The following is a 15,351-nucleotide window of genomic DNA, read 5'->3' on the forward strand; positions in this document are numbered from 1 at the left end:
CTATCTATAAAATTATTTATGAAGAAAATATTAGTACTAAACGGCCCTAATCTCAACTTACTGGGCGTGCGAGAGAAGAGCATATATGGAGATCAGGATTTTGTATCCTTCTTTTCGGAATTGAAAGATGAGTTTCCGGATGTGGATCTAAGCTATTTTCAAGCGAATAGCGAAGGTGCAATAATCGACGAAATTCATAGAGTTGGATTTGAATGGGACGGCGTCGTATTGAATGCCGGCGCGTACACGCACACGTCCGTTGCTATCGCAGATGCGATAGCGGCTGTGACTACTCCGGTCATTGAAGTGCATATTTCTAACGTGCACCAGCGAGAAGAATTCAGACATCACTCGTATCTTTCTGCGCAATGTAAGGGAGTAATTTTGGGGTTCGGCTTGAATAGCTATCGCCTGGGAATTTTAAGTTTAATGTTATCTTAAGAGACAACATTAAACTTCCATTTTGCGATTATTAAATCGCGGTAGTAAAATATAGATCAGAAAACTGATTAAGGCTCCGCCGCACATAACTGCTACCATCGGCAGTTGCGTGCCATTGTGAAAATGACTCACCAACGCAGAAGAAGCAGCGCCTAACGCCATTTGTATGCAACCCAATAGCGCAGAAGCACTACCTGCCAAGCGGTCAAAAGGTGCTAAAGCCATGGCAGACGTATTCGGGAAGATAAATCCCTGTGCGCACAAGTACAGACATATAAGAGCCAACAAAGTAATTAAGTTCAATAATCCCGTTGCTGCAAAGATTACGAGTAGTACACCTGCACTAACTTGAAAAAAGCTAGCTCTTTTAGAAATCACTTCACTAGTAAGCTTATTCAACAAAATCCGATTCAGTTGCGTAGCGATGATTAAGCATGATGCGACCATCGCAAAGGCGATGCCGTATTGTGATTCGCTGAGACCATGTAGCGATTGCAATACGAAAGGCGATCCTGAGAGGTAAGCATACAAGCCGCTCGCGGCAAAACCACCTACCAATGCATAAAGGAGAAAAACGGGCGTTTTGAATACTGACCAATAACCTTCTACAATGTCTTTCGGATACAAAGACATCTGCCGATTGCCTTTGTAAGATTCTGGCAAGATAAAAATCACGGCTAACAAAATTAAGGTGGCCAAGGCGGTCAAAATCAAAAATATAATATGCCAATCAAAATGCGACAAGACAAATGCACCAACACTCGGAGCAATAATCGGCGAAATACCAATGACCAGCATCAACATACTGAAAACCTTAGCTCCTTCGCGAGGATCAAAATAATCACGAACCATGGCACGTGATGCGACCATACCAGAGCAACTTCCCAGCGCTTGCAAAAAGCGAAATACGATCAAATGATCAGCATCTTCAGTGAAGGCACACATGATAGATGCAAGTATGTAAATCACTAGGCCAACAAAAAGTGGTTTTTTGCGTCCAAATTTATCTAATAGCGGCCCGTAGATGATCTGCCCGATGGCAATTCCAACAAAGAAGGCAGTTAAGGAAAGTTGTATCTTTTCGATGGGCGAATCAAAGTCCGAAGCGATCGTATCGAAAGCCGGTAGGTACATATCAATTGAAAAAGGCCCAATCGCAGAAAGCAGTCCTAGTATAAGTAAGATAGCAAAACGTCTTGACTTGGAAAGAGAATTAAAATTCATATAGTGGTAGTGTATTGAAAAAGAGAAAAGTAAAAAGCCCTTCTTGGCAATTGAAGGGCTTCTTTATTTAGCGCGTTACCGGTGTGGTTTTTCGCAGTAATAAGTATAACCCTACTAGTATAAAAGGAATGCTGAGAAGCTGCCCCATATTGAGCGCCATGCCTTGCTCAAATGCTACTTGATCGATCTTGAAATGCTCTAAAGCGAGTCGCGCTCCAAATAATAGGATAAGTAACGTTCCGAACAGCTTTCCGGGTTTTGGATTCTGGTTTTTCTGATATAGAAACCACATGATTCCAAATGAAATCAAATAAGCAATCGCTTCATAAAGCTGTGCCGGATGCCTTGGTATATTATCTATTTGCTGAAAGATGATCGCCCATGGCAAATCGGTAGGATGGCCAATCATTTCGGAATTGAAGAAGTTACCTAAGCGAATAAAAAAACAAGCTATCGGCACGACAAGAACCAGACGATCAGTAATCCAGATAAAGTTTATCTTTGTATTTCTAGCAAACAACCATAATGCCGTCAAGATCCCGATGGCACCGCCATGGCTAGCCAATCCAGTAAAGCCAGTCATTTGCCATTGTCCATTAACTTGCTGAAATGGAATGAACATCTCCAAAAGATGGTCTTTGTAATAAGCAAAATCATAGAATAGGCAATGCCCTAAGCGCGCACCCAACAGCGTACCTACAAAAATATAAATCGTCAATTTGTCTAGCAATTCTTGTGATTTGCCTTCGCGTTTAAAAACCTTCAGCATGAAAAAATACGAAGAGGCAAAGGCCAACAGCCAACACAACGAATAATATCGCAGACCGAAGGATCCTATAGTAAATATTTCGGGTTCGATATTCCAAACGATGTGCGCCAAAGTAGTTTTCATGGAGTCAAATTATGGTGTAAAGATAAGGTTTACTCGCTTAGTTTTTGTCATATCTATTTGAAATACTTATTTTGCGTAGCACAAATTAAGCATTATGAGTAAGAAGAATTCTAAAGAGAATAAACACATCGAAGTGGTCAATGAAAAGTCATTGGCCTTTTTCGAAAGCTATATAAATAATCCCTCTCCAACTGGTTTTGAATGGAAAGGACAACGTCTTTGGCTGGATTACCTAAAACCCTATGTTGATGATACGTACATCGACAATTATGGTACTGCTGTAGGTATTATCAATCCAGATGCACCCTACAAAGTGGTGATCGAAGCACATGCCGACGAGATTTCCTGGTTTGTCAATTACATCACTTCTGATGGATTGATTTATGTAATCCGCAATGGTGGTTCAGATCACCAAATCGCACCTTCAAAAAGAGTCAATATCCATACTGATAACGGTGTTGTCAAAGCTGTATTTGGTTGGCCAGCTATCCACACACGCTCGGGCGAAAAAGAGGACGCACCGAGTTTAAAAAATATATTTCTCGATTGTGGCTGTACCTCGAAAGACGAAGTAGAAGCTTTAGGTATTCACGTAGGTAGCGTGGTGACATACGAAGACGAGTTTATGGTACTCAACGATCGTTATTACGTTGGGCGTGCGCTAGATAATCGTGCCGGCGGACTTATGATCGCTGAAGTTGCGCGTTTGTTGAAAGAGAACAAGAAAACACTGCCATTTGGTTTGTACATTGTTAACTCTGTACAAGAAGAAATCGGTCTCAAAGGTGCGGAGATGATCGCAGATTACATCAAACCAAATGTGGCTATTGTGACCGACGTGACCCACGATACCACAACGCCAATGATTAATAAGATTACACAAGGTGAATTGGCTTGCGGCAAAGGCCCGGTCGTATCCTATGCGCCTGCAGTACAAATCAATTTGAATAAAATGCTTATCGAAGTAGCCAAAGAGCACAATATTCCATTACAAAGACAAGCATCATCACGCTTCACAGGTACCGATACAGATGCTTTTGCATATTCTAACGGAGGCGTACCATCGGCATTGATCTCGCTTCCACTTCGCTATATGCATACGACAGTGGAGATGATTCATAAGGAAGATGTAGATAATGTGATTCGTTTGATCTATGAAATGGTGCTTGCGATTCAGCCAGATCAGGATTTTCGTACCTTCACCAAATAAGTTTAAATAGCACACGATATCTTTTAGAAAGATGAATAATAATAATCCGAATAATCCCAATCCAGAAGGGCAGGAAATCAATATCGAACTGACGGAAGAAGTAGCAGAAGGTATTTATTCTAATCTCGCTATTATCACCCACTCAAATACCGAGTTTGTGGTCGATTTTGTACGTATTATGCCGGGTGTGCCCAAAGCGAAGGTGAAATCTCGCATCGTACTTACTCCTGAGCATGCAAAGCGGTTGCTAGGTGCTTTGCAAGACAATGTGAATCGTTTTGAGGCGCAGAATGGCAAAATTGATTCTAGAGAAGTGCCGATTCCGCTAAATTTTGGCGGACCAACTGGTCAGGCATAAAACAGATACAAAAGTGGTAGAGGCCTGATTTATCGGCCTCTGCTTTTTTTGATACATCTACATCATCTTCGCTGGCAAACAATCTATATCACGTCCTGTTACTATAATGCAATACAGATTATATAATGGATATTAATTTAAGAAACCTGACTAAGAAGGACTATAAGGATCTTCGTGAGTCTATGATCCAAGCTTACGACGGCCACGCCGGAGAAGTTTGGACCCGTGCGCATATCGACGATTTAGTAGATATGTTTCCAGAAGGACAAATCTGTGTAGAAGTCGACAAAAAGGTCGTAGCCTGCGCATTGTCCATTATCATCAATACCAAAAAGACCAACGTATACGAAAAATACTACGAAATCATTGATGATGGCAAGTTTTCAAAGCACGATAATGATGGCGATACCTTATATGGTATCGAAGTATTTGTGCATTCAGAATATCGGTCCTTGCGTCTTGGGCGAAGACTGTATGACGCTCGTAAAGAATTATGCGAGCAAATGAATTTGAAAAGTATCGTGGCAGGAGGGCGTATTCCAAATTATCATACCTATGCCGCTACGATGAGTCCGAGAATGTATATAGAGCGCGTAAAACGCAAGGAAATCTACGATCCGACCCTTACCTTTCAGTTGTCCAATGATTTTCACGTCAAGAAGATTCTAAAGCATTATCTTCCGGAGGATGCCGAATCCATGCAATTCGCAACGTTATTAGAATGGAACAATATCTATTATGAGCCCGATGCTAAATCAAGCTCCGCATCCAAGCAGACTATCCGTCTGGGACTGGTGCAATGGCAGATGCGTCTGTTTAAGGATGTCAATGAGTTTTACGATCAAGTTGAATTTTTTGTTGATGCAGTAAGTGATTACGGTGCCGATTTTGCCCTTTTTCCTGAATTCTTTAATACGCCATTAATGAGTTCGTATAACGATATGCCCGAGCGTATGGCTATGGAAAAGCTCGCTGAATTAACCAAAGAAACCGTTGCTAAAATTCAAGAATTCGCGGTATCCTACAACGTTAATATCATTGCTGGATCTATGCCAGTGGTGGAGCGTGGCAAGCTTTACAATGCTACATTCTTATGTCATCGTAATGGACAACTCGATACGTACAAAAAAATCCATATCACACCTAACGAATATAAGTACTATGGTATGGTGGGGGGCAACGAAGTAAAAGTATTTGATACAGATTGTGGTAAAGTAGGTTTGTTGATCTGCTATGATGTCGAATTTCCTGAGTTAGGACGCATCCTGGCCGATCAAGGTTTGCAGATTCTTTTTGTGCCGTTTATGACGGATACACAAAATGGATACATGCGTGTACGCGCTTGTGCGCAGGCACGCGCTATCGAAAATGAATGTTACGTTGCTATTGCAGGTTCAGTTGGTAATTTGCCACGTGTGAGCAATATGGATATACAATATTCACAGTCTGCAGTGTTCACTCCTTCTGATTTTGCGTTTCCCAACAATGCTATCAAAGCTGAAGCAACTCCAAACACCGAAATGGTGCTAATAGCGGATGTTGATTTGTATGCCTTACGCGATTTACACGAATATGGAACTGTTAAGATTTTGAAAGATCGTCGCCATGACCTTTACGAAGTAAACCTGCTGAAGTAGTTACGAACGGTTGCCATGAATTAGGGATTTGTATTTTAAATATTATCTTTAAGTATACATATCTACTCATTCATGGCAATCATTACCCAAGAAGTGGCAATAAAAGATGCGCGTTTTTTTCTCCAATAGGTTTTTATCCCGAAGAACAGCTACTCGGCAACGAATTTTATGTTGATGTCTCCGTCACATTTCCTTTTGCCAATCCTAATGCCGAGCGATTAGAAAATACCATCAATTATGAAGAGCTCTATCAGATCATGGTGGAGGTAATGGCGCCAAAACGAGAATTGCTCGAGTCGGCAGCGGAGGATATACTAAATCGATTACTCGAACGATATGCCAATTTACAACATATTGCCGTCCATATACGGAAGCAAAACCCACCATTTGGTGGCGATGTTTCTCAATCCGTCGTAGGGTTAACCTATCAGCGCTAACTACATCAGCTATTTATACAGTGAGTTTGTCGGCAAAATTGATTTAAATCAGACATTTTGTCTTGTTTATTTTTTTAATCATGTCAAAAAGTCTGTTTTTGTGAGAAATTTCGCTATGGTATAAGAATTGTAAATCTCTCCGTAAATGATTAATTAACATAACAGGAGGATATATCATGGCTTTAGTAAAATTTCCAACACGTACCGTAAACACCGACGCTGTTAACCCATTTGTAAATAATGTGTTTGATAGCTTATTTACAGATTCATTTATGAGTGACCGTCTAGTTACTCGTGTTCCAGCCGTAAACATTTTAGAAACCGATGCTGCTTTTCAGTTAGAATTAGCAGTTCCCGGTCTGAAAAAAGACGATTTCACCATAAACGTGGATAAGAATCTTATTACCATCTCGGCTGAGAAAAAAGCTTCCAGCGAAGGAGAAGCTAATACGTATACGAAACGCGAATTTAATTACCATTCTTTCAGTCGTTCTTTCACGCTTCCAGATGTTGTAAATTATAATAATATCGACGCAAATTACGCAGATGGAATTTTAGTAGTTAAAATCGGCAAAAAGGAAGACGCAATCGTGACCAAGAGAAGTATTGAGGTAATGTAGTTATTGCATTTTTATGATTATTGTTTGAGCTCTCCCTTTGGGAGAGCTTTTTTTGTGATAATTTATAGTGTTTTATATGTCTTAAATCTATTATTGCTAATAAATGTGTTTTTTATTGTATAATTTTTCAATAAAATGTTTGAAATATTATTTTTTTATTGTTTTTTTGAGTTATTATTTAAAATTTCAATAAAAAAATATGAGTCTATCTGGAAAAAAATCGTTCATACCTATAATTATAATGGGTATAGTTGTAATTTTAGCTTTTTTTAACCCTGGAATTCCAGATATTTCAAAAACATATGAATATAATGGGGCAGATGTAGCTTGGATGTTGGCTTCCGCAGCATTAGTATTGATTATGACGCCTGGATTAGCATATTTCTATGGTGGAATGGTAAAAAAGAAGAACGTTATCTCCACGATGTTGCAAAGTTTTATTTGTATGGCAGTGGTAGCTGTTCTTTGGGTCGTATTCGGTTTTTCACTAGTATTTGGCGAGTCAGTAGGAGGTTTTATCGGTAATCCGATGACCTATTTTATGTTTGAAGGCGTGGTCGACGGAGCGCCTTGGGGAGGTGCTCCGACGATTCCCTTTGTTTTATTTGCTATGTATCAATTAAAGTTTGCTATTATCACACCAGCTTTAATCACAGGTGCATTTGCCGAACGCATCAAATTCACATCATACGTACTCTTTGTCTGTCTTTTCTTTGTGTTCATTTATGCGCCCTTGGCACATGCTACATGGCATCCAGACGGTATTTTGTTTAATATGGGAGTTTTGGATTTTGCGGGCGGTACGGTCGTGCATATGTCCGCCGGTCTGACCGCCTTGGCATCAGCAATTTACCTCAAACATGGCAAGGATTTTCATACGCATCCGCATGTGCCAGCGCGTATTACATATGTGTTGATGGGAACTGGTTTGCTTTGGTTTGGTTGGATTGGTTTCAATGGTGGATCGGCATTTGGCGCGTCGGCCTTGGCGGCGACCGCGTTAGCAACTACTTCAACAGCTTCAGGCGCGGCAGCGCTTACCTATTTATTCTTTGATGCTGCCAAAGGTATCAAACCTTCGGCAACTGGGGTTTGTATCGGCGTGGTTGTAGGATTAGTGGCAATCACTCCTGCGGCTGGTTTTGTGACGGTTCCGCATTCCTTGATTATTGGAGCAGTAGCCGCGATTATTAGTCGTTTGTGTATCGAATGGAGAACAAAATCTAAATTGGATGATACCTTAGATGTATTTCCAAGTCATGGTGTGGGCGGTATGGTTGGTATGCTGTTAACTGGCGTATTTGCACATAGTGCTATCAATGAAGCAGTAGAAGCAAATGGTTTGTTTTTTGGAGAAACAGAATTGTTTACCGCGCATGTCATTGGTCTGATCGGCGCAACGGTATTTACTTTGATTATGGCTTTTATTTTACTGAAAATAACAGATCTTATTACGACACTTCGCGTGACCGACGAAGAAGAAGAGATCGGTCTTGACTTTTCTCAGCACGGAGAGAAGTTGTAACAAATTTTAATTGTTTTATATTACTATACTCTACTACCCTCTATTTTAAACTTGTCCCGGTTCTCGGGACAAGTTTTTTTATGAATTTACTGATTTGCCAGTGCAACACATCATCGGTTGGTTCTCGTGCATCATAAACGAGATCGTTTAAAAAAGGAGGTTGGGTGCTATATCTTTTTGGCTTCATTCCAGTATATGTCCATTTCTTCCAATGTCATGTCCTGCAATTGGCGGCCAGATTCTTGCGTTCGCTGTTCCACATGGTTGAAGCGTTTTATGAATTTTTTATTAGTACGTTCCAATGCGTTTTCGGGATTAATGCCCAGGTGGCGAGCGTAGTTGATGAGCGAAAAGAGTACATCGCCAAATTCTGCTTCCGCGCGATCAGTGTCAATTGTCGTGTGTGTACTAAGATCAAATTCTGCTTTAAATTCACTAATTTCTTCTTCAACTTTTTTCCAGACATCCGCAGGATCTTTCCAGTCAAAGCCGACTCCTCGAACTTTGTCTTGTATACGGTAGGCTTTTACCAAGGCCGGAAGTCCTTTTGGTACACCTGCGAGTACCGAAGTATTTCCTTCTTTCAGTTTTAGTTTTTCCCAATTCTGCTTTACATCCTGCTCGTTTTCCACCTGCACATCGCTATAAATATGTGGGTGGCGGGCGATCAGTTTATCACACACACCATTGAGTACATCTGTAATGTCGAATGCTTGTTGTTCTTCGGCTATGCGAGCATAAAAAACCAAGTGCATCATGACGTCGCCTAACTCTTTTTGTATTTCAGGTAAGTCAGCTTCCAAAATCGCATCACCCAATTCATACATTTCTTCGATAGTAAGCAAGCGCAGGCTTTCCATAGTTTGTTTTCTATCCCAAGGGCACGCTTCACGAAGTGTATTTAGTACAGTGAGTAATCGTTCGAATGCCGCAGAGGGAGTTGGTACTGACGGTGGAATAGGATAGGCCATATGTAATCGTTTATTGTTGTGCGTGGCAAGTTAAAAAATGCTCGTCTGAAAAACACATTTTTATTTGAGTTGTTGTTCTCATAGAATAGGAGATATAGGCTTATGAAAACGAAACATAATTACGAATCAGCTTCCGTTGCGATTGAGAAGCTGAAGCAAGAAGGGTATGAAGTTGATTATAATGTTGAATTTGACGAACTACACGCAAGTGCTCAAGATTATAAAATTGATCAAATTTATCGCTATGAGGGTGCAACTGATCCGGGAGACGAATCGCACGTTTATGGTATTCGCAATGTTAAAACTGGGTCAAAAGGTGTTTTTGTAGCAGGTGATATTTCTGTAATCGAAGGAAAAAAGCGCGATATAATATTAGAATTGGAAATCCGTGCAAGGAAAGAGGAAGAATCCTAGGAATACCGATTTTTTTAAAATAAATTTTCACTAAAAATACATCAAAGATTAAAAACAGGTAAAACGGTTGTAAATAAAGGCTTTACAGCCGTTTTATGATTTTTGGAAATGAGGTAAAAAGCAGTAAAAAGCGAGGTTTGGCAAAAGTAAGGTTACTAAAACGTTACTTTTAAATATTGAAAACAATCGCTTCAACATACTGTATTTCAGCTTTTTGCATCGTTTTTCATATTGTTATGTAGCTCACATAAGTTTAATTTTATCATTAAGAATTGTGAGTATGGAAACGACAAAAAAATCAACGTTTAAGGTATTGTTCTACCTTAAAAAGAACGCACCAAAGAAAAACGGAAAAGTTACGGTTATGTGCAGGGTTACCGTAAACGGCAAACAGTCTGCATTCAGTACAAAGCTGGATATTTCCGCAACAAATTGGGATTTGAAGTACGGCAGGGTTTTAGGGAAAAGCCGAGAAGCTCAAGACGTAAACGGTAAACTTGATAAGATACGTTTGGGTATTGAGGAATGCTATTCAAAAATTCTAAAGAACGAGGGAGCTGTAAGCAGTGCGAAACTTAAAAATGCCTTTCTCGGTATGGAAAGCGGAGAACTGACCTTTTTCAAGTTCTGCGAACAATTTCTTTTGGACTTCGAGAAAAAAGTTAATAGTGGACTTAGAGTTATAGGCTCTTACCGGAGATACAGGACACTCATAAAGCATCTTCGCAATTTTGCACGTGTGAAATACGGTTATACAGATGTATCGTTTAGCGACCTTACTCCTGATTTTGTACAAGACTTTGATTACTACCTGCGTGATAAACATCATTTGGGGCATAACACGGTTTGGGTATATATGATTGGATTTACCACGCTTTGCCGATTGGCAATGAGCAGAAAGCATCTTGCTTTCAATCCTTTCAGCGAGTACAAGAATACCAAAAAGGACAAAGACAGAGGCTACCTATTACGGAACGAATTGGAACGGCTTGTAACATTTAACTGTGAGAAAAGAAAAGATGAATTGGTAAAAGACCTGTTTGTTTTCAGTTGCTTTACAGGGCTTTCCTATTCGGATATAAAAGGATTGAAAAACAGCAATCTTCAGGAGTTCTTTGACGGAAATCAATGGATTATTATACGCAGAAAAAAGACATCAACATCATCCTATGTGATGCTATTGGATATTCCTAAAATGATTATCGAAAAATATGCAGGATTGTCAAAGGACAGCAGGGTTTTTCCTGTACCCTCAAATACCGTTTGCAATGACAGTTTGAAGAGAATATCCGGACTTATCGACTGTCTTAAAGAGAAGAAAGTAACCTTTCATTTGGCACGCCATACGTTTGCCACCCTGTTTTTAAGCGAGGGTGTTCCGCTCGAAAGTTTGAGCAAAATGTTAGGGCATAAAAATATTGCCACAACACAGATTTATGCCAAGATACTTAACGAGAAAGTCGGTAAGGATATGCAAAAGGTTTCGAATAAATTTAAAGGTATGGAGCAATCTTTTGTTACTCACCTATGAAATCAATAAAGTGATTAAAGAAAGCCAATGAAGATAACATTGGCTTTTTTTGTATTTTAGCTCTTGATAAAGCAGATGCATAAAACATATACAAGCAATTAAAACGAATAACTTTCACCGTCGGGACGTAGCGAGAAAATCAATGTGGGATTTCTTTGCTGGCTCGAGTTGTAAAGATACTACCTAGCGACAAGAACAACCTTCAAAAACAGAAACAAATGAAGATAAAAATCTTTTACTCTTGGCAGACAACAACCAACACTAAATACAATAAGAATTTCATTTTAACTTGTCTTGAAAAAGCTGTCAAAAAGGTAAATAAAAAACCAGAATTAAAAGATATAGAGTTTATAATTCTTGAAGGCGTCAGAGGTGAGCCAGGCTCACCTCAAGTTGCTTCTAAAATCACAGATGAAAGAATTCCAAATTCTGATATTTTTATTGCAGACCTTTCAGTTGTTAATCATATTAGTGGGTTTAAAAAGTTTATACGAAAAATTGTAAACGACAAATTCAAACCGTTTCAAAACAATAATGTAATTAACGAACACGGCGTAGCAAACAATGCTATTGGATTAGAAAAAATGATTGGCGTTTTGAATAGTGAATATGGTTCACCCAATGAAAACCCAGAGAATATTCCCTTTGATTTAAGACATATTCGATTCCCTATTGAATACAGATATTCTGAAAAAACTAAAGACAAAGCTAAAATGCAAACAGATTTTGTCAATGATTTAGCAAATGCAATTAAAGACACAGCAATTTCAGCCCTACAAAGTCAAAAAAGTAAATTTCATCCCTTACAAGTTTGGAGTGATTGGGAAAATTCCATTTTAACACCACAACCATTTATTCCGAATGATAAGACAAAAGAAATAACGAATTTAGTTCTTGATGGTTTAAAAAGCACTAATCAAACAATAAGAATTTTAGGATTATCTGGATTAGGTAAAACGAGAAACTTATTAGAAATATTTAGACCAATTAGTTCTGATGATAATTCAATTTTGCTTTCAAGTCGTGTACTTTACATAAATTGTAACCTATACCCGAATGCAGACTACCAAAACATTATTTCAAAAGCTATTTCAGAGCAAACTGACCCAATTCTTGTTCTAGATAATTGCCCAATCTCAGTTCACAGACAACTACTTCAACTTATAAATAGAGAAGGAAATAAAGCATCTTTAATATCTCTCGATTCTAATCCTGAAGAAATTGAGAATGATAGAGTAAATGGGGTGAATTATGTAATTATTAGAAAAGAAGAGCTATCATCAGTTGTTGATGAATTACTCTCAAGTAGATTCAATAACTTAGATGAAGAAAGTAAGAGAAAAATAAAGGAATTTTCACAAGGAATTCCCTTAATGGCTGTTCTATTGGGAGAAAGCGTAAGTAATGGTGAAGAATTTATTGGCAAGCTAGAAGATAAAGATTTGTTAGACAAACTTCTTGGAACAAAAGGCAAGGAGCAAGAGTGGCGAAGTATTCTAAAGTCCTGTTCAATGTTTAGTTATTTTGGTTTTGAAAATGAACTCGAATCACAGTATAAATTTATAGCTACAAATCAAAATATTACTATATCAAATAATACAGAACAAGTAAGAATTAGTACTTTTTTAGAAGTTGTAAAGCATTTTAAGGCTAGAGAAATTTTTGAAAAACAAGGACGATATTTGAGTATTAGACCTTTCCCACTTTCAATGGCATTAGCAGTTGAATGGCTGGATACTTGTACATCTGATAGAATGCTACAAGTTATTTTAGATATATCTAATCTTGAAGAGCCACATAGAAAGCATTTGATAAATTCACTTGCCGAGCAAATGAAATACCTTGACTATAATGAAAAGGCTGTAGAAATTGTTGATAAAATTGTAGGGACTGAAAGCCCTTTCGATAATGCGGAAGTTTTAAATACAGAGTTGGGTTCACGCCTCTTCCGCTCTTTCGTAGAAGTGAATCCCATTGCTGTTTCTCAAAATTTCAAACGTCAATTTTTTAATAAATCCACTGAGGAATTATTGAAAATAGAAGCAGGACGAAGAAACATTGTTTGGACTTTAGAAAAATTGTGTTTTGACAAAAGAACATTTGCTGATAGTGCTAAAGTTCTTTTACAATTTGCAATTGCAGAAAACGAAACTTGGGCAAACAATGCCACAACCCAGTTTTTACATCTATTCAATATACATCTTTCAGGAACAGAAGCCGATTTGGGTGAACGGTGGAAAATAATTGAATGGTTGTTGAATAAAGGAGATAAAGCCTATTATGATTTTGCCATTAGAGCGATGAAAATAGGTTTGAATTTTGGACACGCAAGTAGAATGGGCGGTGCAGAACAACAAGGTAGCAGAACATTAGTAGACAACAATCCTACTTGGAAAGAAATAGATGAATATTGGAGAAACATTCTCAATAAACTACTTGAAATCATTAAATCAAAAAATCAGTATTCTGATTTAGCGAGTGACGCTATTGCAAATAGTATAAGAACAATGTTTCATATAGGTATGGGAAAATTGATACTACCCTATTTGAAAGAAATTTCAGAATTAAAAAACAATGATTGGGATAATGGTCTAAAAGGAGTGAAGTTTGCAAGGAAATATGAAAAACATTCTATCCCTGAAAAACAACTTGACGAATTAAACAACTTAGTTGAGTTGCTAACCAAGACAGATTTTTCAACTAAGTATTTGACATTATCAAGTTCTTATCATTTGGATAACGACGAGACCTACTCAAGTGAAAAAGTAATTGAAGAAATCATCAAATTAGCTGATGAATTTATCGATAACAATGTTTCTTGGGAAGAAACCTTTCCTTCGTTATATAAGAATCAACAAGTTTTTTCATATCATTTTGGAAAACGATTATCGGAGTTGCTAAAAGATGACAAAACTAAAATCAATCGTTTTATAGATTACTCTTTAGAAGTTATTTCACAGATACCACAAGAGGAAAGAAATTTCACAGTTCTTGGTGGTTTCATTTCCAATTCCAGTGACGAAATAAAGAAAGAATTTTATTCAAGATTGTTCCAATCTTCTGAATTTAGCAGTCAATTATTTTACTTCCTTTCCATTGATAAATCGGGAAAAGATTATTTTGATTTACTATTTCAGTTAATTGATAACAAGATTTATGATGTAAATAGTTTTTACGCTTTTACCTACAGTAACGTTTTAGCACAATTAAATTTTGAAGCATTAAATGCTTTTAGTGAAAGACTATTCGCTTACGGTGATGATGGTTACTCAGTTGTTTTTGACCTATTCGCTGACCTGAGTTATGGTGACGAAGTAAAGAAAAAATTACTTATTCCAATCTACAAAAAGTGCATTTTAAAACTAGGGTTTAACAGAAAATTCAAACGACAATTAGATGACTATAAATGGACAGAAGTCATTTCTTTTATTATATCTGACGAAAAAGAAGTTGACTTCGCAAAATTTATTAATAAGTCAATAATAGATTCTATTACTTGGGAAAACTCATATCATTTAGACCACTACATTCAAGGAGTATATGAAATTTTATTAAAGGTCCATTTCAATTCTATTTGGAAAGATTTATCAGACGCATTGATTTCAAAAGAAGAGCAATACATTAAATTTTATGGGCTGAAACATATTTTAGGCTCTAGTATTGGTGGTGTTGGTAGGAGTGTTGGTGTGTTATTTGACGGTGATATTGATTCTATTTTTAATTGGTGCACAGACAATAAACCACTAGCTCCAATGAGACTTGCTGAATTAATACCAATATTTGACAACAATAATACAGACTATACTAAATGGCATCCAGTAGCGCTTAGACTTATAGACGAATATGGCGACATAAAGGAGGTTCGTGACCATTTGAGTTCTAATATGGGAACATACTCTTGGACTGGTTCAGTTGTGCCTTTTCTTGAATCTAAAAAAGAATTATTTAAACAATTAACTAATCATAAAACGGAAAGCGTGAGGGAGTGGGCGGTTTCTTACATTGGTTATCTTGACAAGGATATTGAAAGAGAGAAAAACAGAGACGCAGAACATCTCATTTAAAATAAAAGAGGTCGACAGCATTCGCTG

At 37.8% G+C, this 15,351-nt stretch carries 13 protein-coding genes; 10 read left to right on the top strand and 3 right to left on the bottom strand.

Annotation, left to right across the window (positions count from 1 at the left end; translation table 11 throughout):
- Positions 1 to 18 precede the first annotated feature (18 nt).
- The gene (aroQ, locus tag A0125_RS00695) at positions 19 to 441 is read left to right on the top strand and encodes a type II 3-dehydroquinate dehydratase (RefSeq protein WP_066750555.1); all 423 of its coding nucleotides are present in this window, start codon (positions 19 to 21) and stop codon (positions 439 to 441) included.
- Between the two features lie 9 nt (positions 442 to 450).
- On the opposite strand, the gene A0125_RS00700 is transcribed toward aroQ, so the two are convergent.
- The gene (locus A0125_RS00700) at positions 451 to 1,665 is read right to left on the bottom strand and encodes a multidrug effflux MFS transporter (protein ID WP_066750558.1); all 1,215 of its coding nucleotides are present in this window, start codon (positions 1,663 to 1,665) and stop codon (positions 451 to 453) included.
- Positions 1,666 to 1,732: 67 nt separating this feature from the next.
- Positions 1,733 to 2,557, bottom strand: a complete 825-nt coding sequence (gene lgt / locus A0125_RS00705; RefSeq protein ID WP_066750562.1) for a prolipoprotein diacylglyceryl transferase — start codon at positions 2,555 to 2,557, stop codon at positions 1,733 to 1,735.
- A 94-nt stretch (positions 2,558 to 2,651) separates the two neighbouring features.
- Here lgt and A0125_RS00710 point away from each other — a divergent pair, with 94 nt between their 5' ends.
- The 6 genes from A0125_RS00710 to A0125_RS00735 all read left to right on the top strand — a co-directional run bounded on the left by A0125_RS00710 (position 2,652) and on the right by A0125_RS00735 (position 8,344).
- Positions 2,652 to 3,767 carry a M42 family metallopeptidase gene (locus A0125_RS00710; protein WP_066750565.1) on the top strand — a complete coding sequence of 372 codons (1,116 nt, stop codon included), beginning with the start codon at positions 2,652 to 2,654 and terminating at the stop codon, positions 3,765 to 3,767.
- A 31-nt stretch (positions 3,768 to 3,798) separates the two neighbouring features.
- Positions 3,799 to 4,125, top strand: a complete 327-nt coding sequence (locus A0125_RS00715; RefSeq protein WP_066750568.1) for a DUF3467 domain-containing protein — start codon at positions 3,799 to 3,801, stop codon at positions 4,123 to 4,125.
- 125 nt (positions 4,126 to 4,250) lie between these two features.
- The gene (locus A0125_RS00720) at positions 4,251 to 5,762 is read left to right on the top strand and encodes a carbon-nitrogen hydrolase family protein (RefSeq protein WP_066750571.1); all 1,512 of its coding nucleotides are present in this window, start codon (positions 4,251 to 4,253) and stop codon (positions 5,760 to 5,762) included.
- 68 nt (positions 5,763 to 5,830) lie between these two features.
- Positions 5,831 to 6,199 carry a dihydroneopterin aldolase gene (gene folB / locus A0125_RS15280; RefSeq protein WP_262507268.1) on the top strand — a complete coding sequence of 123 codons (369 nt, stop codon included), beginning with the start codon at positions 5,831 to 5,833 and terminating at the stop codon, positions 6,197 to 6,199.
- Between the two features lie 176 nt (positions 6,200 to 6,375).
- Positions 6,376 to 6,819 carry an Hsp20/alpha crystallin family protein gene (locus A0125_RS00730; protein WP_066750578.1) on the top strand — a complete coding sequence of 148 codons (444 nt, stop codon included), beginning with the start codon at positions 6,376 to 6,378 and terminating at the stop codon, positions 6,817 to 6,819.
- Between the two features lie 241 nt (positions 6,820 to 7,060).
- Positions 7,061 to 8,344, top strand: coding sequence for an ammonium transporter (locus A0125_RS00735; protein ID WP_231863065.1), 1,284 nt, complete (start codon positions 7,061 to 7,063; stop codon positions 8,342 to 8,344).
- A 167-nt stretch (positions 8,345 to 8,511) separates the two neighbouring features.
- Here the strand turns inward: A0125_RS00735 and mazG are convergent, their stop codons facing one another.
- Positions 8,512 to 9,315, bottom strand: coding sequence for a nucleoside triphosphate pyrophosphohydrolase (gene mazG, locus A0125_RS00740; RefSeq protein ID WP_066750584.1), 804 nt, complete (start codon positions 9,313 to 9,315; stop codon positions 8,512 to 8,514).
- A 102-nt stretch (positions 9,316 to 9,417) separates the two neighbouring features.
- Here mazG and A0125_RS00745 point away from each other — a divergent pair, with 102 nt between their 5' ends.
- The 3 genes from A0125_RS00745 (at position 9,418) to A0125_RS00755 (ending at position 15,324) form a co-directional block, all read left to right on the top strand.
- A complete protein-coding gene (locus tag A0125_RS00745) occupies positions 9,418 to 9,729 on the top strand; it encodes a hypothetical protein (protein WP_066750587.1) in 312 nt (103 codons plus the stop codon).
- 280 nt (positions 9,730 to 10,009) lie between these two features.
- The gene (locus A0125_RS00750) at positions 10,010 to 11,260 is read left to right on the top strand and encodes a site-specific integrase (RefSeq protein ID WP_066750590.1); all 1,251 of its coding nucleotides are present in this window, start codon (positions 10,010 to 10,012) and stop codon (positions 11,258 to 11,260) included.
- Between the two features lie 218 nt (positions 11,261 to 11,478).
- Complete coding sequence (locus A0125_RS00755) at positions 11,479 to 15,324, top strand: hypothetical protein (protein ID WP_066752607.1); 3,846 nt, start codon at positions 11,479 to 11,481, stop codon at positions 15,322 to 15,324.
- Positions 15,325 to 15,351 lie beyond the last annotated feature (27 nt).

The sequence above is a fragment of the Sphingobacterium populi genome (assembly GCF_001586775.1).
Taxonomy (GTDB): domain Bacteria; phylum Bacteroidota; class Bacteroidia; order Sphingobacteriales; family Sphingobacteriaceae; genus Sphingobacterium; species Sphingobacterium populi.

Excerpts from the sequence above, each read along its gene's own strand:
- aroQ (WP_066750555.1), top strand. The coding sequence starts at position 19 with ATGAAGAAAATATTAGTACTAAACGGCCCTAATCTCAACTTACTGGGC.
- A0125_RS00700 (WP_066750558.1), bottom strand. The coding sequence starts at position 1,665 with ATGAATTTTAATTCTCTTTCCAAGTCAAGACGTTTTGCTATCTTACTT.
- lgt (WP_066750562.1), bottom strand. The coding sequence starts at position 2,557 with ATGAAAACTACTTTGGCGCACATCGTTTGGAATATCGAACCCGAAATA.
- A0125_RS00710 (WP_066750565.1), top strand. The coding sequence starts at position 2,652 with ATGAGTAAGAAGAATTCTAAAGAGAATAAACACATCGAAGTGGTCAAT.
- A0125_RS00715 (WP_066750568.1), top strand. The coding sequence starts at position 3,799 with ATGAATAATAATAATCCGAATAATCCCAATCCAGAAGGGCAGGAAATC.
- A0125_RS00720 (WP_066750571.1), top strand. The coding sequence starts at position 4,251 with ATGGATATTAATTTAAGAAACCTGACTAAGAAGGACTATAAGGATCTT.
- A0125_RS00730 (WP_066750578.1), top strand. The coding sequence starts at position 6,376 with ATGGCTTTAGTAAAATTTCCAACACGTACCGTAAACACCGACGCTGTT.
- A0125_RS00735 (WP_231863065.1), top strand. The coding sequence starts at position 7,061 with ATGGGTATAGTTGTAATTTTAGCTTTTTTTAACCCTGGAATTCCAGAT.
- mazG (WP_066750584.1), bottom strand. The coding sequence starts at position 9,315 with ATGGCCTATCCTATTCCACCGTCAGTACCAACTCCCTCTGCGGCATTC.
- A0125_RS00745 (WP_066750587.1), top strand. The coding sequence starts at position 9,418 with ATGAAAACGAAACATAATTACGAATCAGCTTCCGTTGCGATTGAGAAG.
- A0125_RS00750 (WP_066750590.1), top strand. The coding sequence starts at position 10,010 with ATGGAAACGACAAAAAAATCAACGTTTAAGGTATTGTTCTACCTTAAA.
- A0125_RS00755 (WP_066752607.1), top strand. The coding sequence starts at position 11,479 with ATGAAGATAAAAATCTTTTACTCTTGGCAGACAACAACCAACACTAAA.